Origin of the sequence: Agathobacter sp. LCP21S3_B2 (assembly GCF_052118705.1) — a bacterium.
Classification (GTDB): Bacteria; Bacillota; Clostridia; order Lachnospirales; family Lachnospiraceae; genus Roseburia.
Map to the genome: position 1 here is coordinate 157,800 of NZ_JBQKGQ010000002.1, position 22,622 is coordinate 180,421.

The 22,622-nt window shown below is 42.2% G+C and carries 15 protein-coding genes and 1 riboswitch; of the genes, 2 read left to right on the plus strand and 13 right to left on the minus strand.

Annotated elements, in window-relative coordinates; all coding sequences use genetic code 11:
- Positions 1-23: 23 nt before the first annotated feature.
- From gtfA to ACTQ1L_RS02295, 5 genes are read right to left on the minus strand one after another with little or no spacing between them, the layout of a single operon-like run.
- Positions 24-1,499, minus strand: coding sequence for a sucrose phosphorylase (gene gtfA, locus ACTQ1L_RS02275; RefSeq protein ID WP_441365310.1), 1,476 nt, complete (start codon positions 1,497-1,499; stop codon positions 24-26).
- Positions 1,489-4,329 (minus strand): alpha-galactosidase, encoded by a 2,841-nt coding sequence (locus ACTQ1L_RS02280; RefSeq protein ID WP_441365311.1) that lies wholly within the window; start codon positions 4,327-4,329, stop codon positions 1,489-1,491. Before ACTQ1L_RS02280 ends, gtfA begins: the two co-directional genes overlap by 11 nt.
- 39 nt (positions 4,330-4,368) lie before the next feature.
- Entirely contained in the window at positions 4,369-5,205 is an 837-nt protein-coding gene (locus ACTQ1L_RS02285) for a carbohydrate ABC transporter permease (protein ID WP_441365312.1), read from the minus strand.
- Positions 5,205-6,080 (minus strand): carbohydrate ABC transporter permease, encoded by an 876-nt coding sequence (locus tag ACTQ1L_RS02290; protein WP_117996469.1) that lies wholly within the window; start codon positions 6,078-6,080, stop codon positions 5,205-5,207. The genes ACTQ1L_RS02285 and ACTQ1L_RS02290 overlap by 1 nt, the downstream gene beginning before the upstream one ends.
- Positions 6,077-7,378, minus strand: a complete 1,302-nt coding sequence (locus ACTQ1L_RS02295; protein WP_441365313.1) for an ABC transporter substrate-binding protein — start codon at positions 7,376-7,378, stop codon at positions 6,077-6,079. The genes ACTQ1L_RS02290 and ACTQ1L_RS02295 overlap by 4 nt, the downstream gene beginning before the upstream one ends.
- A gap of 188 nt (positions 7,379-7,566) precedes the next feature.
- Between ACTQ1L_RS02295 and ACTQ1L_RS02300 the strand changes: the two genes are divergently transcribed.
- On the plus strand, positions 7,567-8,409 hold the full coding sequence (locus tag ACTQ1L_RS02300; RefSeq protein WP_321111344.1) for an AraC family transcriptional regulator: 843 nt from the start codon (positions 7,567-7,569) through the stop codon (positions 8,407-8,409).
- 2 nt (positions 8,410-8,411) lie between these two features.
- Here ACTQ1L_RS02300 and ACTQ1L_RS02305 read toward each other — a convergent pair whose 3' ends face one another.
- The 8 genes from ACTQ1L_RS02305 to ACTQ1L_RS02340 form a co-directional block, all read right to left on the minus strand.
- Positions 8,412-8,579 carry a hypothetical protein gene (locus ACTQ1L_RS02305; RefSeq protein WP_441365314.1) on the minus strand — a complete coding sequence of 56 codons (168 nt, stop codon included), beginning with the start codon at positions 8,577-8,579 and terminating at the stop codon, positions 8,412-8,414.
- A gap of 224 nt (positions 8,580-8,803) precedes the next feature.
- Positions 8,804-9,538, minus strand: coding sequence for an RluA family pseudouridine synthase (locus ACTQ1L_RS02310; RefSeq protein WP_441365315.1), 735 nt, complete (start codon positions 9,536-9,538; stop codon positions 8,804-8,806).
- Between the two features lie 78 nt (positions 9,539-9,616).
- Entirely contained in the window at positions 9,617-12,487 is a 2,871-nt protein-coding gene (locus ACTQ1L_RS02315; RefSeq protein WP_441365316.1) for an EAL domain-containing protein, read from the minus strand.
- Between the two features lie 116 nt (positions 12,488-12,603).
- On the minus strand, positions 12,604-13,353 hold the full coding sequence (gene pflA / locus ACTQ1L_RS02320; RefSeq protein WP_441365317.1) for a pyruvate formate-lyase-activating protein: 750 nt from the start codon (positions 13,351-13,353) through the stop codon (positions 12,604-12,606).
- A 616-nt stretch (positions 13,354-13,969) separates the two neighbouring features.
- A complete protein-coding gene (gene pflB / locus ACTQ1L_RS02325; RefSeq protein ID WP_441365318.1) occupies positions 13,970-16,222 on the minus strand; it encodes a formate C-acetyltransferase in 2,253 nt (750 codons plus the stop codon).
- Between the two features lie 181 nt (positions 16,223-16,403).
- Positions 16,404-16,483, minus strand: a riboswitch (ZMP/ZTP riboswitch).
- A 59-nt stretch (positions 16,484-16,542) separates the two neighbouring features.
- Complete coding sequence (gene rsmH / locus ACTQ1L_RS02330) at positions 16,543-17,592, minus strand: 16S rRNA (cytosine(1402)-N(4))-methyltransferase RsmH (protein WP_015515553.1); 1,050 nt, start codon at positions 17,590-17,592, stop codon at positions 16,543-16,545.
- Positions 17,593-17,641: 49 nt separating this feature from the next.
- Complete coding sequence (locus tag ACTQ1L_RS02335) at positions 17,642-19,225, minus strand: ATP-binding protein (RefSeq protein WP_441365319.1); 1,584 nt, start codon at positions 19,223-19,225, stop codon at positions 17,642-17,644.
- Positions 19,226-19,362: 137 nt separating this feature from the next.
- Positions 19,363-20,748 carry an MATE family efflux transporter gene (locus ACTQ1L_RS02340; RefSeq protein WP_321112515.1) on the minus strand — a complete coding sequence of 462 codons (1,386 nt, stop codon included), beginning with the start codon at positions 20,746-20,748 and terminating at the stop codon, positions 19,363-19,365.
- A gap of 275 nt (positions 20,749-21,023) precedes the next feature.
- Between ACTQ1L_RS02340 and ACTQ1L_RS02345 the strand changes: the two genes are divergently transcribed.
- Positions 21,024-22,613 (plus strand): ATP-binding protein, encoded by a 1,590-nt coding sequence (locus ACTQ1L_RS02345; RefSeq protein WP_441365320.1) that lies wholly within the window; start codon positions 21,024-21,026, stop codon positions 22,611-22,613.
- The last annotated feature ends 9 nt before the right edge of the window (positions 22,614-22,622 follow it).

The following is a 22,622-nucleotide window of genomic DNA, read 5'->3' on the forward strand; positions in this document are numbered from 1 at the left end:
TATGTATGAGCAATCTGATTTCATCAGCTCAGATCTATCTCATACGCTCCGGCTTCAAAATCCACCGTTAGAAGCGCATATGCTTCACCGTTATCATAGCGGATTGAAAGCTTTGGTCCTTCTCCTGCTACTGTGATGACAGCTCCCTTCTCAAATGCCTTATGCGTATTTCTCATACGAAGCAGCTCTAGCTGTTTTTGAACGACCTCCTTTTTCAAGCCTTCTGCGATATCAGAATTGCTAAGGTTTGTTCTGTTGATTTCCTTGTGTCCTGATTCTCCTGCGCGTCTTACTGCCTCATGGTCATTTTTGCCTGCAAAGAGATCCAGATACCATACCTGTGGCTTGCCCGGCATGAACATCTGAATAGCACGGGCCAGAAGCATTTTGCTGTCAGACTCACCAAGCGCACTGTAATATGTGGCATTGACCTGATAATATATATTCTTCTGTCCATGAAGATTTTTGACCATGCCGCCACGAGATACAATCAAATCTATAAGCGAGCGAATATCGTCCTCCGGAAGCAGACCCTTTAAATCCAGAAGAGGTATGCCGTCATGGCAGCCAAGCATATTGACAGTGGAGATTTTATCATCCACAACCTCACGCGCCCATTTTGCAAGGTAATCTGCTCTCCTGTTCTCAATCGCATCAATTACCAGTCCCGGTAAAAAGAAATCATATGTGGCATAGCCCTTATCTGCAAGGGTTTTGTATATTTTCTCCTCATATGCCGCATGTATTTCAGGCAGCAGAGTCAGCCCAAGCGGAGCTGCAAGCTCATGAATCTGCTGTAGAAATTCCCAGGTCTCAGGATCATTCAGGAAATTCTTTTTCCCCGGTGCTTTAGGCGCATAGGCAAATGCATCAAGCCGTACAATAGCCGCACCGTAGGATGCTATTTTTTTAAGTGTTTCACGATAGAAATCCCACACCTTTTCGGACTTTATATTTAAATCCATCTGTCCCAGATAATCTCTGCCATGCACCTCCTGGTAAAATGTGTTCCAGTATGGCACCCTTCGTCCATCCGGAAACTCAACCATGAGAATCGGAAGCCCCGGCTTTCTGAAAAACATCTGCTTTAAGCATGACTCATCAGGCTGTATGTAGCCCTCGTCCGTCATGACTCCATGACCTTCCCAGAACTTGTTCCAGTCTATGAAAAAATCCCGGTACTCAGACTCATCGCCCTTTTCCACAAGATCCTTGAACTGTGGTGACTGTGCTGAAGCATGGTTTAAAATAAAATCAAGCTTTAAGTCAATCCCCAGCTCCTTCAATTGCGATAAATCCTCTATTGTCGCAAGCTCCTCATTCAGATTGTAGTCCACGACCGAAAATCCGCGGTCCAAATCCGAATGATACAGGCTTGGCAGAATATAAAATGATGAAAATGTATCCTGCATTTCCTTCTTTTTTAGCAGCGCTGCGATATCAGAAAGCTTACCGCCCAGACTGTCAGGATATGCATTAAGCATAGGTTTATTGTTCATAGACTTTGCCATCCTTTCCAACTACGATACGCGCATTTTTACCCTGTAAATCAAGTTTTTCCTGCTCCAATTCTACCACGCGGCATATGAAAGGGCTTGCGGCGTTTTCGTCACGTCCTCTCTTAATGCGGCGCGCCTTAGTCTCCTCAGGCGAACTCTCCAAAAATACAGGTATATCAACACCCTTAAGGTATTCGCTTCCTCCGTGGGTCCACTCCAGGATGAGCACTTTAATTCCTGTAAAATCAGTTTCGTCATATGAGATATCACCGTCCTCGCGGCCCATATGCTTTATCTCAATTATATCTTTTCCTGCCTTAAACTCTGAAAGCTCCTTGTTAATCCTGTCAAAGTCAATCTCCTTAGGTGTTCCAAGATATCCACGTAAGCCCTCCTCGCCGGACTCGTTATACACATTAAGGCGTTCCTCGTCGTTTCTCATCGGGATACGGTGTGGATAATTGTCCCCGGTCAGCACATAGCAGGCTGTATTATCGTTAAGAAAATACTGCTGCAGGGCTGCTGCAATCGTTGTCTTTCCTGATCCTGAGCCGCCGTAGATGCTTATTACAATACGTTTATCAGAAGAACTATCTGCATTGTCAGCCTCACTTAATTTTAGATTGCCACACACCTTCTTTATCTCATCATACAGCTTCTTTGCCTCATCAAGCCTGATAAATGAAAACTGATATGCCTCATACTCCTTTACGGCAAACGGAAGCGGTATTCCTGCATTCATCAGTGCTGCACCTGTGTACTGCCTGCCGGTATTTTCCTCAATATATACTGCATCCGACTCCAAGCCCTTAAGCTTCACATAGCAAGCTGGCGCATTTGCCTCCGCATACAGACGAACCACGCTCACAAGTGCCCTGTCCTTTGCCCTTGAGACAGACATCCACGCAGCCACCTCATCCTCAAACGGACTTGTAAGGCGCCAGTAGGTACCCTCATTTATAAGCATCTCATACTTCTTAAAGGTCTTTATCTGCTCTCTGATTTCTTCCTTTTCCTCATCTGACAGAAGTGCCGGATTCAGCTCATAGCCAAAGGTTCCTGCCATGGCTGTAATGCCTCTTGTTTTAAGGCTTGTCACTCTGCCGGTCTGATGATTTGGCACTGCCGATACATGCGCTCCCATGGATGATACCGGATAGAAGAACGATGTGCCATACTGTATTCTTGTACGGTTTATGGCATCTGTATTGTCACTGCACCATATCTGTGGACTGTAGTAGAGCATGCCTGCATCAAATCGTCCACCGCCACCGCTGCAGCCCTCAAGAAGTATATCCGGATATCTTGTCACCAGACGCTCCATAAAATCATACACTCCAAGCACGTAGTCGTATGCAAGATTTCCTGCATACACATCAGCCATGCTTCTGTTCATGTCCCACTTCACATAGTCGATTTTTCCCTGGTCAAACACTGCACAGATCTGATCGAAAATATTGTCCCTTACTTCTTTTCTCGAAAAGTCCAAGAGAAGCTGGTTTCTTGAGCGTACAGGGAGCTTTCCAGGAATCCGGATAGCCCAGTCAGGATGCTCTCTGTACAGATTACTGTCCTCATTTACCATCTCAGGCTCAATCCATATTCCAAACTTCACTCCCTGTGCATACACTCTGTCGATGAGCTCAGAAAGCGTTCCTCCAAGCTTTTTCTCATTCACAAACCAGTCTCCGAGTGATGAATTATCATCATCTCTCTTTCCAAACCAGCCGTCATCCATGACCACCATATCTATGCCCAGTGATGCGGCCTCCTTTGCAAGGTCTACTATCGTATCACCGGTAAAGTCAAAGTAAGCAGCCTCCCAGCTATTGATGAGCACCGGTCTTACCTCATGTGCAAATCTGCTCCTGCACACATGCTCACTGATGCAGGTGTGGTACTGATGGGAAAGCTGTGAGAAACCGTCTGCCGAGTATGACATAATCACCTCAGGTACTGTAAAGGTCTCTCCTGCCGCAAGCGGATATGAAAACAGCTCATCGGAAAGCCCCATTAAAAGGCGTGTCTGGTTAATCTGGTCCTTTTCTGCCTCACATGAGAAGTTGCCACTGTATACAAAAAGCATACCATAGCAGTCTCCTGCATTTTCTGTAGTATCGCGCTGTGCGAGAATAACCGCCGGATTGTACTGGTGGCTCGAGGTTCCTCTGCGGCTTCCGAATGAAAGTGTGCCGTGTCCCAAGCGTGTGCGCTCAAGATTGCGCTCCATGGCATGCTTTCCGTAGAACCTGAGCACATCATAGTCTCCGTAAACCATATCCAGACATGCAGCATGAGCCTTTTCAATTGTAATATTCCCACTGCCTGTATTTTTAATGAGCACACTTCTTGTGATGACATCACAAGCCTCGAGCACACCATAGAGCAGATGCACCTCAATGCCTGCGATATCATCGCCAAGAACTATTTCAAGAGTCTGCGCTTCATCATCAGATGCCCACACTGCCGGAAGTCCCTTTAGAGCGTATTTTCCGTCTCTGATTTCATGACTCTCATAAAGAAGCTCAACACTCTCAGTACCCTGTTCGTTTTTAATATCAAGCGCAATATTTCTGAAATCGCCTGTGCCAAGTGTCGGATACTCCTGTGGCAGTGTATCAAGCGAATATGTGCGGTTCATGCCTGATGCGTAAGGATTGCCTGAAAAGCCTCTGTCAGCATATGTCAGCACATAGTCCATATCACATGTGCTTTTTGCTCCGTAGTACAGATGCAGCAGATAGCCAAGTCTGTCTATTTGCATCTGATATGTGGTGTGAGCTGTCTGTAAAGTAAAAATTTTCTTGTTTGGATTAAATATAATTGCCATAAAATCACCCCATATTATTGTTAAAATAGTGTTTAAAAATTATCCCTTGATTGCACCGTTTGCAACACCGTTTAATATCTGCTTCTGGCAGATTATATAGAATATAAGTATCGGTATCAAAGCCAGAATATATGATGCAAATGCCAGATTGTAGTTGGTTCCAAACTGTGTCTGGAAATTCAGCTGTGCCAGCGGCAGTGTATTCTGTCCTGTTCCTGACATGATGACAAGCGGTGTCATGACATCATTCCAGGTACCGAGTGCTGTCAGGATGGCTACTGTCGCATGCATAGGCTTCATCATAGGAAATACAACTCTCCAGTATGTTGTCCATGTGCTTGCGCCATCGATGTCTGCAGCCTCCTCAAGTGCCATAGGGATATTTTTCAAGTATCCACTATATAATAATACATTCATTGGCATGTAAAATACAAGATATAAAAGGATAACTCCTGCCCTGTTTCCAAGTCCCATCTGCGCAGTCTGCTTTACAAGAGGCATCATGAGAATTGAGAATGGCACAAACATACCGCTTACAATGTAAAGATATATGAAACGGAAGCTCTTTTTCCTTGCCATGCCTCGTCCGATAACATATCCTGCAATCGAATGGATAAGGATTGCGAGAACAATGGTCACAATAGTGATAAGTAAGCTGTTTCCGAGAGAATGCCAGAAATCAGTCACCTTCATAGCCTCTGTGAAGTTTGAAAAGCTCCACTTTGAAGGGAATGAAAGAGCTCCTGCGACATCATTTGTCATCTCACTCGGTTTCTTGAAGGCAATTATAACAGCCATATACAGCGGGAAAAATACGGTTAATGTTCCCAATATTAAAACGATGGTTAGTACCAAGTTTGTTTTTTGTTTTTTCATTATAACTGTTCCTCCTTCTTATTCATAACGCCCATCTGGAATAGTGAAATAGCCACAATTACAACAAAGAAAATTACTGCGTTTGCGCTCTGGAAGCCAAACTGTCCTCCATCCATACCATTTCTGTAAATCAGGTATGAGATTGACTCAGTGCTCTGCGCCGGGCCGCCCTTTGTCAATGACATAATCTGGTCAAATACCATGAGGAAGTTCTTTGTGCTGAGCACCAGATTGATTGTAACAAATGGCATAACGAGTGGAAATGTAACCTTCCAGAACTGTTTCCATTTGCCTGCTCCGTCGAGCATGCTGGCTTCGTAAACATCCTCAGGCACTGTCTGCAGTCCGGATATATAAATGATGGTATTCATGGCAACCGCCTGCCATACCCCGACAATCAGCACACCAATCCATGCATATTTTTCACTCGCCAGAATACTGTTTTGTAAGAAACCGATGTTGAAGGTATTTCCTACTGCCGGCAGAATATATGTAAAAATAAAGCTGAAAATGTAACCAATAACCAGTCCGCCAAGGATATTCGGTACGAAATAAATACCTCTTAATGCACTCTTGCCGCGGATATTGCTGTTTAACGCAACTGCCATTACAAGGCTTAATACATTTACAAGTACGGTTCCTGCAATCGCATATTTAAAGGTAAACAGATAGCTCTTTCCGACTCTGGCATCGGTAAACAGGTCTGTGTAGTTTCTAAGTCCGACATAATCATATGAGCCATAGCCCTTGTAGTTTGTAAAGCTGTAAATCACACCCTTTATCATCGGCAGTGTGTTGAATGCGAAAAATAAAACCACAACAGGTATCACAACTGCCCAGAATGTCTTGTCTCTATTTGACATTTTCTTTTTCATTTTGCATCCTCCTGTTCCTTCTGGTAATCCTGTACTTCACGAATCAGATCTCTGTTGTAACGCTCCCAGTCTGAATCAAATTTCTTTAAGAACTTCTCCTTTGCATTGTCACCTGTGTCAAGCAGATATGTCTGAATCATGGCGTCCACGCTCATCTCACTTGGATAATGATGATCCTGATAATCTGACATACGGTTGTCCTTTATATACTCCTGCATATCCTTCAGTGTATCCGGTATTGCGAAATCTCCATCTTTGCAGGCAATTCCGCCCTGGTCATCCAGATATGTCTGAATTGTCTCATCGCTGTACAGATATTCAAGCACCTCGTATGCTGCTTCCTTATTTTTGCAGGCCTTCATAACTGAAAACTGTAAATCTATTCCTGAATTTAACACATTGTCAGCCTCATTATCATTTGCCGGGAAAGTAAATGAACCGATATTCATATCAGGATTAACTGACTTAATCTGAGGAATAGCATAGCTTCCTATCGTGTACATGGCAGATTCACCTCTGGCAAAGGCTGTACATGCGTCATTGTAGCTGTAAGCATATGGATTGTCCTCTGCATAATCAAGCAATGTGCGTATCTTGTCGGCAACCGGAGAATATGCCTCCTCAAATGTCGTATTTCCCATATTTACCTGATTGCAGGTGTCTGAATCACAAAGACCTACTGCAAGGGCATTCCACGGTGCCAGACAGGTCCATGTATCCTTAAAGCCCAGATACAAAGGAAGTGTTCCGCTTTCCTTTATCTCATCGCACAGTGCTGTAAACTCACTCCATGTTGTAGGCACCTTCCAGCCATTCTCCGCAAACATATCCTTGTTATAAAGTACTCCTGCTGCATTTGCGACGTAAGGAAGTGCATAGGTGCCATCCTTTGGAATGAACTCAAGCTCCTTGTCCATATCCAGATATGCCTCTTTTACAGTGTCCACTGCATCCAGATCTGAGATATCCTCAAACAAGTCTGCATCCAGGAAATTTGAATAATTGATATCTCCACCTATTGCAATAATGTCCGGATAATCCTCGCGGATGAAGCGTGTCTTTAAAATAGTCATAGCCTCATTCGGAGATGAAATAGTCAGATGAATATCATCATGAGTCTCATTAAATTGCTTCTCAATCTTCTCGAAAGCCTTAACAGCCTCCGGCTTATAAGAAACCACCTCAATCTCAGTTTTTCCGTCCGCCCGCTTTTTATTTCCACATCCGGTCAGTCCTGTCGTGCACATTCCGAGTGCCAGCACAACCGCCATAGCCTGACAAATCTTTCTTTTTGCCATATTTTTTCACTCCTTTTCTGTTTTATTTGCTCTTTTTCCTGATAAACCGATTATAACATACCCTTATGCATACAATAAATACCCTTATTTTTGCACTTTTATACCAATATGCTATAAAATATGCTATAATTGCATATGATGTCGCATAAGGGTATATTTATATTATTAATCAATAAGGAGTGACTCACATGGACAAGCTTTCCTTCAATATTTTTCCAAATGTAAATTTCATAGATTTGTGTATGTACCAGTTCGGCCACGAGCAGTGCGAACCGGGACACTCATTTGGTCCTGCCACAAGAAACCACTATCTATTCCACTATGTACTGTCCGGCACCGGCACTCTGATGGCCGATAATGCAAAGGGCATTACACAAACCTACAACATAAAAAGCGGGCAGGGCTTTCTGATTTTTCCCGGCCAGATAAATACCTATATCGCAGATGACAAGCTTCCTTGGGAATACATATGGATTGAGTTTGACGGTCTGCGCGTCAAGGAGGCTCTCACCATAACAGAGCTTACCAAAAATAATCCTGTATATCACACACACTCAAAGGATATCCGCGAAAAGCTTGTTGAGGAAATGCTCTACATCACAAGGCACCCCTCAGAATCACCATATCACCTGATTGGGCATATGTACCTTTTTCTGGATTATCTGATGCAGTCAGCCAAATCATCAAAACTCGTTCCAAGTGGGAAAATGAGTGATTTTTATATAAAAGAAGCGATGAATTATATCGAGCAGAATTTTCAGAATGATATCTCAATCGAAGATATTGCCGGAGTCTGCGGCATAAACCGAAGCTATCTGGGCAAAATTTTCAAAAATTCCGTTGGACATTCACCTCAGGAATTTCTCATGAATTATCGTATGATAAAGGCCACAGAGCTTTTAAAGCTGACCTCCTTATCCATCGCAGATGTTGGTTCTGCCGTTGGATACGAAAATCAGCTTCATTTCTCACGCGCCTTTAAAAATATCTACGGAGTGGCTCCGAGGGAGTGGAGGAACGAGCATAAATAAGCTCACTGTCCCTCCTTGCCATTGTAGACTGTTGCCGCAAGCTTCGACTGCTGCACTGCTTCAAGCCCATCGGCTGTGCCGTCCACTCCAAAAAATACAGGTACATTCGGCTCCGTCACACCAATCTTTTCGCATGCGTCTATCGCGCCAAGTGCCATTTTTTTCTTCATATATTTTTGTCCACATTTGTTTTGTTGGTAAGGCTAGTATACAAAAATATTTCGGGAATCACTATATAATATTTTTCGATAAACATTAAAAATTTTCTAGTATTTTGTTTTTTGTTACGTCACATTGTCAAACTCCAACGAAACCGTCAGCGATATAGTCACCACCATACACTCAGTTGTTTCCTGAATGTATGGTCTTTTAATTCATCTTATTCCCAACAGCACTATGGTAGTTCAAATGTCATTCTCTCCCCTGTAGCAGGATGGTCAAAAACAATCTTGTAGGAGCAAAGTGCAAGCTGTTCCCTTACACCGCCACCGGTGCGTCCTGATTTGCTTCCCGTTCCTGAGTTATTTGAGGCAGGCTTCCCATACTTGGTATCTCCAATCAGAGGATAGCCGATATGTGCAAGCTGTAAACGTATCTGATGATGCCTTCCAGTAATCAGCTTTATGTCAAATTCTGTTCTAATACATTCATTTTTGGAGCTGTCCCTATCAGGTGTCACTGATATCACCCTGTACTGAAGCACAGCTTTTTTGGCCAGCCTGTCTTTTTCGCTTGTAATTTTTGATGTATTGGTACGCTTGTCGAATGAGATATAATCTGTGAGAGTATGCCATGCCGGGTCATGAGTATCTTCTTTCTTATCTGCTCCTGACACTCCCTGCCCTCTGCTTGCCGCACGATAATATTTCTCGGTTGTATGCTCCTTTATTTGTCTGCTTAAAGAAGCCGCTGCTTTCTGATTCTTGGCAAATACCATCACACCCTCTACCGGCTGGTCGAGCCTGTGCACTATACCGACATAAGGCGGCTCATTTTTAGCCGCCCTGTAATTTCTTATGAAGCTCTCCATATCCTGCTGCCCTATACACCTGGTCTGTGTAGCAATTCCCGCCGGCTTGTAGCAGACGATTATGTCGTTGTCTTCGTAAATGATATCTGGTTTTCCCATGTTGTAACTCCCGCAAATTGTTATTGTAAATTTTAACTGTTCAGCACATTTACAGTTGCGATACGCAAGCATATTCGTTTATTTGCCCGACTGTTCCTTTATGAGAGACATAAATGCCTCCTCCTCGACAGGCTTGGAGTATGCATACCCCTGATAATACATAGGTCCAAACTGCTTTAGATACTCCGCCATCTCATGAGTCTCAATACCCTCTATACACGAACGCATCCTGATACGTCCGGTGAAAACAAGAATGGACTCGACAATCGCCTGCTTTAACTCATCTTCCATGACATCCTTCGTAAATGATCGGTCTATCTTTATCTCGCCCACCGGAAGCTCCAGTGCCAGACTCAGTGATGCCGAGCCTGTTCCATAATCATCTAACGCTACCTGTATGCCATGCTCCTTGAAAAAGGATACCTCCCTCTTTAAAAAATCGTGGTCTAAATCCTTGCATCTTTCGGTAAGCTCTATCCAAAGATCCTCTTTTGGAAAATCAAGTCTCTCAACCATATTTAGCACATCTGTACGGAATGCTGTATTTTCAAGCTGTGTGGCCGCTATATTTACATTTATGAAGAAATCAGGTATGACCTTCTTGAATCTCTTTGCCGCCACAAGCGCTGTCTCAATAATCCAGTTTCCGAGTATGTAAATACAAGGATCCTCCTCAAGCCATGGAATAAATGAATCCGGTGGCACAAATCCGTACTTCTCATTTTTCCACCTGATAAGAGCCTCAGCTCCGACTATCCTTCCGTCCGTGGCGCTGACTATTGGCTGATAGCATAGGAAAAATCCCTTACAGCCGTCCATGACGCTCTTATGGATTTCCGCAATCTGCTCCATATTTTTCATATTGTCATGAATTAGGGTACTGTCAAAAAACACCAGATCTCCGTGCTTTTCATGCTTCGATATGCTGAGTGCATATGTGGCGCTGTTTAACAGATTGTACGGTGTGCCGGAGTAGTTTTTTGCTGTCACTGCTCCACCAGCAAGCCTAAGCTGAACCATTCCATCGCCAAGCTTCACCCCGGCCTCAGCTACTTTTTTCACCTTAAGATACAGCTCACTGATCTCATCATGCTCTGCGTATGGCTTGATGAATGCAAACTTTGTTCCATCCATTCTGAATACGTAAAGGTCTCCGTTCACTACCTTTAAAAGCTCATCGCCATAATTCTTCAATACCTCATTGCCCATCTCATATCCGTAGGTATCATTGATGTGTCCATACTTTGTTATTCCAATGATAAGCACTGCTGCCGACTCATATCTGAAAATATAGTCATTCAGGTAGCTTCCAAGCATCTTCATATTCCATAGGTTGGTAACAGAATCAACCGAATCCGATATGCCATGATTCAGTATTGAGCCTGCAAAAATATCAGGTCTTCCATCCACACCCTTTATTATGCGGCCATGACCTGTACAGCTCACAAACACTCCGTCCTCATCCCTTACACGGTAGGTGAGATTAAATGCATCCTTTTTCCCCGAACATACCGCATCCACTTCCTTCTGGTACATCATTATATCATCCGGATGTATTTTACTTTTCCATCTGTCCTCTGTGTTTAAGTCATATTCACTGTCAATTCCCATAAAACCAAATGCATTTTTGGACCATCTGGTCACATTGGTCTCCATATTTGTGACAAACATATATATTCTTTGCGATGCCTCTGATAACACCGGAAAAAGCCTCTCATCAAGACCATCTATGTCAAGCTCATCAGAGCTCTCATGACGTACCTCGGCTTGCGATAACAGCATGTCTGTCGCGTCAAACAATTCTTTTTGAAGTTCATTTTCCGACTTTCCTTTTCCCTCTTTTAAGGTACGTGCGTTCTCAAGCGCCATATGTGCCTCAGCTATCCATGCCGGCAAACTCTGACCTGTGTATTTTGCCACTCCGATTGTGACAGTCACCGGTGCCTCAAGCTGCATATTTTGCGCAGTCTCAGGAACCCGCTCTTCTATCCTTTTGCGAATGAGCTGCATCATATTCCCGCTTGTCGTATCAAAGACGACTACAAACTCATCTGCATCAAATCTGGCTATATAAAAATCATACTCTGCCGCAAGCTCCTTCAACGCAAAAGCTGTCGCCACAAGCACCTTGTCTCCTTCGAGTGGACCGTATTCCTTATTTATTGATTTTAAATCATCAACATCTATCACATAAAGATACAGCTTGCTATGGCCTGACCCTGCCCTTACCTTTGCACTGATATATTTATCAAAAGCACTCCTGTTGTTGATACCTGTCAGTAAATCTGTGGAAATGAGTGATTTCTGGCTGTTACTGTACACAAGCATGTAGCCAAGTGTCACCCCACATACAAACGAAGGCAGCATCGGTGTAAAATACTGGATAAATAACATAATAACAGGCAGCACTGCAAACGAAGCCATGCGCCTGTATTTGTCGCGGTTCACATAATTTTCCGGCAGAAATGACTTGTAAAATGCCCTGATGCAGCTATATATAGCCGGTATAAATGCTATAACAGCTTCTGTAATCATCTCATTCCTGAAGCTTGTCCACTTCAGATACATAACCGTAATCATCATGATACATATGGCTGCCTGCGCTGCTATGCGCACGATTCTTCCGGATTTAAGCCGGATAAATACAGATTGCTGCTCTGCCTCACAATACAAAAACCAGTGATAGGACAGCAACGCTATCAATATAAAGTAAATGACCGTAAATGTGTCCAGTACCAGTTTTTCCGGCGCCCACAGGCCATATACTATGATAGCTATAATATAATCCACCACAACTGTTGCCGCTGTAAGCATACCTACTGCCAGAAATTGATGGTTGCTGTATGTTTTATCATCAGATTTCAAAAATCTGAAACATATTACTCCCAGTATCAGCAGACACATAAAGCTCATCTGCCCATACAGGGTTCCTATTACTATACTGCTCATTATACTCTCCTCGTTCTGCCTTATCTTTCTCCCGGTGCAGCTATTTATAACCACCCTGAATAGTTCCTTATTATATTTTATCAACTTAATGAGTTATTAGCAATGGTATTTAAAAACTAATTCTGACAATTTAATATTCTTTTTGCACATTCTATCTGTTCCTCTGTAGGAGGTTCCACCCCCTCAAGCTGGTATGGTATACCAAGCTCATTCCACTTGAACACCCCAAGTGTGTGGTACGGCAGCACCTCAACCCTGTCCACCGTTTTAAGTGTGTCGATAAATTCTCTAAGCTGCTTTAAATATCTCTCATCCGTGGTGATTCCAGGCACAAGCACATGACGTATCCACATTTTTTTACCGTTTTTTGAGAGATATTGTGCCATATCAAGAATATTCTTATTTGTCTGTCCCGTAAGCTTTTTGTGCTCCTCGTCATCTATATGCTTGATGTCCAGCATGAAGAGATCTGTATATTTCATCAGCTCATTAAATTTGCCGAAAAACGGTTCTTCCACGGTAAACGGATTTCCTGATGTGTCAAGGCATGTGTTTACACCTTTTTCCTTTGCAAGCTTAAATAGCTCTGTGACAAAGTCTATCTGCAAAAGTGCTTCACCTCCGCTTACTGTGATGCCGCCTGTTTGCTTCCAGTACGCTTTATAGCGCATGGCGGTCTTTAGCACCTCCTGCGGTGTCATCAGCTTTGCACCGTCATTTTCGCCGCATTTGGCCCATGTATCCGGGTTGTGGCAGTATTTACAGCGCATATTGCAGCCCTTCAAAAATACTATATATCTCACTCCCGGGCCGTCTGCTGAGCCAAAGCTTTCTACCGAGTGTACTCTTCCTAGTGTTTCTCCCATGTTTTACCTCCTTCAGGTTGTTGTTGCTGCTACTTTTATTTTATGGTACGGAATTTTCGGCCCCCCGCCGACCGGGACTTTTCAATGCTCAGGTTCTTCGGGCTAAGAGGCTGTATGAATTATGATTTAGGTTTTCTATGCTTGACGCGACCGGCTTTTACGCGCCTTCCATGGCGCATAACGCCTTGCCCCTGCGTCCATGCATGGGCATCGCTGGCTGTGTTCATAATTCTAACAGCCTCTAAGCCCTGCGAAATTCGCATTGCAAAGTCCCGGTCGGCGGGGTGCCGAAAATTCCTTACGCTGTGGTGTTATTTAGTACATATACAGTTTATTTGGAAATCAGAATATGCAGGCACTTGGCCTGCACATTCTGGAATATCTATAATTGTATATTAACTCTGTAAATTTATACCACATACATAATATATGGCATATCCTAATATGATCTACGAATTGCTCCGTTGTCCTGCAACTTACGCAATTCTACAACCATTCGCAATCCGCTTCTTTTCTTACGAAAATCGCTTCTTGCTCATGTTTGTTCGGGTCACAAGAGCATACTACTCTTTCTGCAAGCAGAATCGTAGTACACTCTGTGACACCTTAGATCATATTACATTCTCTCGTGGCATGTACGTGAGATTACATCGAGCTGCTGCTCTCTTGTGAGGTCGATAAACTTAACTGCGTATCCTGATACTCGGATTGTGAAGTTTGCGTACTCCTCCTTCTCAGGATGCTCCATTGCATCGATGAGTTTCTCTTTACCGAATACATTTACATTGAGGTGATGTGCACCCTGATCGAAGTATCCGTCCATTACGTTTACAAGGTTGTCTATTCTCTCTCTCTCGTTGTTTCCGAGTGCTCCCGGGTTGATGGTCTGTGTATTTGAGATTCCATCAAGTGCCCACTCATATGGAAGCTTTGTGAGTGAGTTTAAGGATGCGAGAAGTCCATTCTGCTCTGCGCCGTATGACGGGTTTGCTCCAGGTGAGAGTGGTTCTCCGGCTTTACGTCCGTCAGGCATTGCTCCTGTAGCTTTTCCGTATACTACGTTTGATGTAATTGTAAGGATTGATGTTGTAGGCTCTGAATCACGGTATGTGTGATGCTTCTTTAACTTTTCCATGAATGTCTTAAGAAGCCATACACCGATTTCGTCCGCGCGGTCATCATCGTTTCCGTATTTAGGGAACTCTCCCTCAATTTCGAAATCCTTTGCCAGTCCGCTCTCGTCACGTACTACTTTAACCTTTGCATATTTGATTGCTGAAAGAGAATCGATTACGTGTGAGAATCCTGCGATTCCTGTTGCGAATGTTCTCTTTAAGTCTGTATCCATGAGTGCAAGCTCTGCTGCCTCATAGTAGTATTTGTCATGCATGTACTGGATAAGGTTTAATGTATTTACATAGATATCTACTAACCAGTCCATCATCTTGTCGTATTTCGCCATTACCTCGTCATAGTCAAGGTACTCTGCTGTGATAGGTGCGTAGTTTGGTCCTACCTGCTCACCTGATTTCTCATCAACACCACCATTGATAGCGTAGAGGAGACATTTTGCAAGGTTTGCACGTGCTCCGAAGAACTGCATCTCTTTACCTGTCTGTGTTGCAGATACACAGCAGCAGATTGCATAATCATCGCCCCATACCGGCTTCATTGCGTCATCGTTCTCATACTGGATTGAGCTTGTCTCAATTGAGATGCGGGCTGCATAATCCTTGAAGGTCTGAGGAAGCTTTGATGAGTAGAATACTGTGAGGTTTGGCTCCGGTGCAGGTCCCATGTTCTCTAATGTATGGAGGAAACGGAAGTCTGTCTTTGTAACCATTGAACGTCCGTCCACACCTGTTCCTGCCACGTCAAGTGTTGCCCATACAGGATCACCTGAGAATAACTGATTGTATGAAGGGATACGTGCAAATTTAACCATACGAAGCTTCATTGTAAAATGGTCGATGAGCTCCTGTGCTTCCTGCTCTGTGAGGATGCCCTTGTCCATATCTCTCTTGATGTAGATATCAAGGAATGTAGATACACGTCCTACTGACATTGCTGCACCATTCTGTGTCTTGATTGCTGCAAGGTATCCGAAGTATAACCACTGAACTGCCTCTTTTGCGTTTGTCGCAGGTCTTGAGATATCGTATCCGTAAATCTCTGCAAGCTTCTTCATCTCCTCAAGACATTTAATCTGCTCTGCGATTTCCTCTCTTAAACGGATAACATCATCTGTCATCTGTCCACAGCCACAGTTTGCCTTATCCTTCTTTTTCTCCTCGATGAGGTAATCAATTCCGTATAATGCTACTCGACGGTAATCACCCACGATACGTCCACGGCCGTATGTGTCAGGAAGACCTGTAAGGATCTTTGCGTGACGAACCTTCATCATCTCAGGTGTGTATGCATCGAATACTGCTGTGTTGTGTGTCTTATGATATTTTGTGAAAATCTCCTTAAGCTTGTCGCTTACATCGTAACCATATGTCTCAGCAGCCTGTACCGCCATCTTGATTCCACCGTAAGGCATGAATGCTCTCTTTAACGGCTTATCTGTCTGAAGACCTACAATCTGCTCGAGGTCCTTTAATGACTCATCTATATATCCAGGGCCGTAAGCTGTGATTCCTGTTACAACCTCTGTCTCCATGTCAAGAACTCCGCCCTTGGCACGCTCTTCTTTCTGTAATTTCTGGAGTGCGTCCCACAGCTTGTTTGTAGCATCTGTCGGATCAGCTAAAAAGCTCTCGTCTCCGTCGTATGGAGTGTAGTTGTCCTGAATAAACTGACGGACGTTGATTTCCTCTTTCCAAAGACGTCCTTCAAATCCATCCCACTCTTTCATTTCTATCATTGTAATATCCTCCTTAAAATGTGTGAATGTTACTTCGTTTGATTAGTTTTGTTTAACTGTGGTTAGTATATACTCACTACAGCATTTTTGTCAATATCCATGTTGTTTCTTTTGAGATACATTTCCTGGTTATTTATACAACTATGGCTGATTTTATAATCAAAAAGAGCCAACTGTCCGGGTTTATCGCCCAGACGGTCGGCTCTTATTTGTTATATTTCATGTGGTTATTCCACTTATCCGTCAGTCATATAACACGTTCATAGTAGACTATTTTTCTCAATAAAGCAATAGTGTTTTAGAACTATTTTTATTCTTTTCTATTCCGCACGAACCGCCCAGCGCATCTTCGTGGACCTGGCACGTCCGTTCTGAGCACATTCCTGTGCTGATGGGCGAATCACATCCTTGGAATAGTCGCTGTATATTCCTGCTTTATATCCTGCCTTGAGTGCCTTTTTGACCAGCTTGTCCTCTCCTGAATGAAAGGTAAGGATGGCAGCTCTTCCGCCGGGCTTTAATGCTCCCGGAAGCTTTTCCATAAACTCATATAGTACCTCAAACTCATGGTTTACGTCTATGCGAAGCGCCTGGAATGTGCGCTGACAGGTCTTTTTGATGATGTCCTTCTTATCCTTTTCAGGCAGAAAATCAAGTGTCTGTTCTATAATGTGACGAAGCTTTGTGGTCGTATCTATGCGGTTGCCCTTCCTGATTTCGTCTGTGATTGCCTTTGCAAGCTCCTCGCAATACGGCTCATCTGAGTTCTCATAGAGCATACCCGAAAGTTCCTCACGGGATATATTATCAAGACGCTCTGCCGCACTGATACCGGCATTTGGATTAAGACGCAGATCCAATGGTCCATCCACCTTAAACGAAAATCCACGCTCAGGATTATCTATCTGCATTGATGAAACTCCCAGATCGGCAAGTATGAAATCAAAGCCTCCTACTTCCTTTGCAATCTCATCTATTGTGCAGAAGTTCTGAAGCTTTATGGTGAGAATATCCTCTCCAAAGCCGGCTTCAGCGAGACGCTTTTTTGTCTTTTCAGACTCGATTGGGTCAACATCTGTAGCAAACATATGTCCCTGTCCTTCAAGCTTTTCAAGCATTGCCCTTGTGTGGCCACCGTATCCGAGTGTGGCATCAAAGCCTGTCTGTCCCGGCTTTATGTCCAGAAAATCTATGATTTCTTTTACCATTATAGATATGTGCATGCCCGCAGGGGTATTTCCCTTGCTGATGACATGCTCAATTGTATCCTTGTATTTCTCCGGATTTAACTCCTTGTATTTTTCCTCAAATTTTTTGGGATATTTTCCGCTATAATGCACGCGGCGCTTGTGCTGTTTTTCTTCGCTCATTTTATGCTCCGTTTCATTCTGGGTTAGAACTGTTACGCTTAATTAAAAATTATACAACAACCTCAAGTATTTTTTTACCATCGTATTCCAGTTCATTCACACCGATCTGTTTATTTTTATTGAAGTTAAAGCTCAGAAGATATCCTCTATCTTCTTTGTAGTAATCTAAATAGTCAAATAGCTGCTTTTGTCCTCTCAGATTATACTCATTTCCATGCCATATTTTCAGTTCAATAATAAATCTTTTTCCTTTATAGTCAACTATAACATCAGTGCGGCGATTATCTCTGGTTCTTGCCTCTACATAATAATTCCCGGTTCCGTTTATTATAGGTTTCAGATATAAAAGGAACAATTTTCTGCCATTTTCCTCGATAAATTTATGATCATTCTCCGTGTATATTTCTTCAAAATATTCATAGAATTTTTTCATGACCAAATCCATCTGCAGCATATCAGATGCTATATACTGATTTCTGTTTGAAGCAGCATCTATATATAGCTTGTCATTCACCGCCATCTCAGACAAAAATGTATCATAAAGCTGTGTCTCAAATATTCTGTTCGCAACTGCAACGATACCATTTCTGTCCTTCAAAAATCCAAATGTAACCCCAAGATCTATTATCGGATTTTCTCTCTTGAAAGGAAAATCTATTCCATCGAAAAGTATCTTTTGAAGCATATCTTTTAATGCCGGATAATCAAGCAGCTTCTTAGTCATATCATCAAACAAAGTATTAGGTTCTTTCAGAAGAAGCTTTATTGCCTGTAAAAGACCGGTTTTCGTCCATGCCTTTTTTTCATCTGCGTCTTTTTCATATGATGCAATTCTTTCATCTGTCAACTGGCATATTCGCGACACCAGATACGGATAACCTGATGTATAATCATATATTATTGATGCAATCTGTCCTATATCCATGCCCGTATTATGATCTCTCTCATAATCCTCAAGCATAGATTTTATATCGTTTATGTTAAAACTCATATCCATAGAAAAATCAACAGCTATATTCCATGGACTGTTATATTTTGTTTCTTCCTGCGGATGTATCTTTAATTTTAAAGATTTTACATCATAAACACCTGCCAGTATCACTGACTGAAATGTGATGTCTTTTCCCTGTTGACATTTCAGATATTTTTCTCTGAGCAGTCCTAAAAATGACAAAAAAATCTGATTATCTGAGCTTTTATCAACCTCATCTATCATAAGCACAACTTTTTTATTGCTGGCTTTGCATAGCTTGGTAATCTTCATTCCCAATGAACGCAGGGGAAATTTATCTGATAGCGGTTCATTCCACTCTTCAATAATAATCTCCGAAACGTTCTGATTTTTCAGACATTCCGCAATATCCATCATCAGTCCCTCCGCCAGAGTTCCCAGCGATGCAAAATACTCATCTACCGCCTCAAAGCTAAGACTGATAACCAGATAATCACTTTTAAGCCTCTGTTCGAGCATATAGAGCGTGGTCGTTTTTCCATATTGTCTGGCACGGTTTATTGTAAAATACTGACCTTTATCAATATAGTCATGAATAATCATGTCTACTCTGCCACTTATATCAACCATATAATTTTTTGCCGGTATACATGTTCCGGTAACGCAAAACCGCTTTGACATGTGTGCCCCTCCATACTCATAAAAATATGCCATACCTTTGTTACCGGTCACACTGTAATGTGAACAGTAGCAAGATTTCCTTAATAGCTACAGTATAACTTTTATTTCATTTTTCCGCAAGATAATGACTTACATTCCTATACCATCTGCACGAGCCACACGTCGCTTTTCACCATGAAGTATCCGATGACTACCTTTATCAGCTCTGTGGCCTGCACGAGGAAGTACACCGCTACTATGCCAAGTGCTGTGTATTTGGCGAGCACAAATGCCACCGGCACCACTATCACCCACGTAAATACGGAGTCAAACAGAAATGTAACCAGTGTCTTGCCGCCTGAGCGGAGTGTGAAATATGACGAATGTGTAAATGCACAAAACGGCATAATTATCGCTGATACCGCTATGAAGCTTGTTGCGAGTGACTTGATTTCATCTGTTGTGTTATATATCTGAGGGAAAAATCCTCCTACCAGAAGCATGACCGCCGCCATTATAGAACAGCAGAACACACTGAACACTATCATCTTGTTATCCGCATCCTTTGCCTTTTCAAGCTCACCGGCTCCAAGATACTGCCCTACAACTATACTGATGCATGCGCCAAGCTGTATAAACACGATATTGAAAAGGTTTGTTATCGTTGTCGCAATGTTTAAACCTGCGATTACCGAGAGCCCACGTACTGAATAGCACTGTGTAACCGTTGTCATGCCTGCTGCCCAAAAAAGCTCATTGAGCATGAGTGGCAGTCCCTTGATGAATATAGTCTTAAACTCACCAAACGGCATTCCTATTCCTCTGTAAGCGCCCTCGAGATATCTGTTCCTATCCCTGTTTTTATGCGCCCACAGCACAACTATTATTGTCTCAATATATCGCGACATCACCGTGGCAATAGCGGCTCCCGCCACACCCAGCTTTGGTATCGGTCCTATTCCGAAGATGAGCAGAAAATCAAGCACCGCATTGCTTCCAACTGATGCAAAGCTTGCAACCATCGGTACAAAAGTCTGTCCTGTTTCCTTTATGTTTGTCGCATAGGCCTGTGTCACCGCAAACGGTATGAGACCTATCATAACAATTTCCAGATATTCCTTTCCATATGCCAGTGCTACCTCCGTGGCACCGTTTCCTGCCGTATCTGTCAGATAAAGTGATATTAAACCTGTTCCGTTCGTGATAAACAGTGTCATCGCTATTGCTGTAACAAGCAGCGCTGCATACAGCTTGAATCTGAAGGAATACATATGCCCCTTATGATTTCCCTTGCCAAAATACTGTGCTCCGAATATACTTGCCGCTGACACCGCCCCAAACACAGCCAGATTGTACACAAATATGAGCTGGTTTACGATTGCTACTCCTGACATCTGCTCTGTACCAAGCTGTCCTACCATAATGTTGTCCAGAAAGCTTACCAGATTTGTGATTGCATTCTGGATTATCATTGGTATGGCCAGCATGAGATAGCGCTTATAAAATGCTTTGTCTCCTATATATTTTTGTCTGAATTTATGCATGTTTGTCCCCCTTTCGATTTCTCCATGGTTCTTTCGTGCAATGTTACTATTCTACTACGTCAGACTTTATTTTTCAAATATTTTATGTATTTTTCCTTAACTTATTTTAGAGTTGGAAAATTTAATTGAATAACGTGTTTAAAAAAACGGTTGTAACTCAATTTACAGCCGTTTTATTTTAAATTTTTCATTTCAAATCTCAAGTTATCTGATATAATGAGCGTAACGAATTATATCACATAAACATACCTATAATCATTCAGGAAGGAAATAATATGTCAAAAAGATTTAACACAACCGCAGTGTGTATCCCATCTGAGCATTACATGGTAAACATCGATAACCGTTTAAAACAGATAAAACAGCTTGTCGATGAAAACAAATATTTTACCATCAATCGTGCAAGACAATATGGAAAAACCACCACTCTGCGTGCGTTATACCGCTACCTGAAAAGTGAATACTATGTTGTGCTTATGGATTTTCAAACATTTGGAAGTCTTGATTTTGAGTCTGAACATACTTTTGCAATCGCGTTTGCAAATTCCTTTGTCAGGTTATTTCTCCGCAATGATCAGGCTCTTGATAATCCGGTAAATCCGTTATCAAAGCTGACTACTGACTCACAGAATGAGAATTTTTCTTTGCGAATATTGTTCAATGATTTAAATTATATATGCTCTGTTTCTGATAAACCGATCGTACTAATGATAGATGAAGTCGACAGTGCCGCAAACAATCAGGTATTTTTAGATTTTCTGTCACAGCTTCGAGCCGGATATATTGACAGGGATTTAGAACCGACTTTTAAATCCGTAATACTCGCCGGAGTCTATGACATAAAAAATTTAAAACATAAACTCAGAAACGACGATGAGCACAAATACAACAGTCCATGGAATATTGCAGCCGATTTTAATATTGATATGAGTTTTTCACAAAAGGATATCTGCGGAATGCTTTCAGACTACGAGGATGATTATCATACCGGCATGGACATTGAGCATATATCCGGTCTGATTTATTCTTATACATCCGGATATCCTTATCTCGTCTCACGAATATGCCAGATAATGGATGAAAAGCTGCCCGAAAAATATACATCAAAGCATGATATATGGACTGTTTATGGATTTAATTCTGCCATTAGGATTTTATTATCCGAAAAAAACACTCTATTTGAATCACTAAGTGAAAAGCTTAATTCATATCCAGGTCTTTCTGATATGCTAAAAACTCTTTTATTTACCGGCAAAAGCATATCCTACAATTACTATGAAGAGTCAATAAATATCGCTACAATATTTGGCTTTGTAAGAGATAATAACGGAGTACTTGTAATTTCAAACAGAATTTTTGAAACATGGCTTTATAATTTATATCTTTCCACTGCCGAAATGCAGCAAACTGATATCTATAAGGCTTCTTTGCAGGACAAGAGTCAGTTCATTGTAAATGGACATCTGGATATGAAACATATCCTCGAAAAATTTGTTATCCATTTTCATGATATATTTGGAGATAAGAATGATAAATTTTTGGAGGACGAGGGCAGACGTTACTTTTTATTGTATCTGCGTCCTATTATAAACGGCACCGGAAACTATTATATCGAAGCTCACACCAGAGACTTACGCAGAACCGATATCATCGTCGATTACCTTGGAAACCAATATATTATTGAAATGAAAATTTGGCATGGTGAGGAATACAATAACCGCGGTGAAAAGCAACTAGCTGATTATCTTGACTTGTATCATTCCAATACCGGATATATGCTCAGCTTCAACTTCAATAAAAACAAACATATCGGCGTACATGAAATAATGATAGATGATAAAAAAATCATCGAAGCTGTTGTATAATAACAGTAC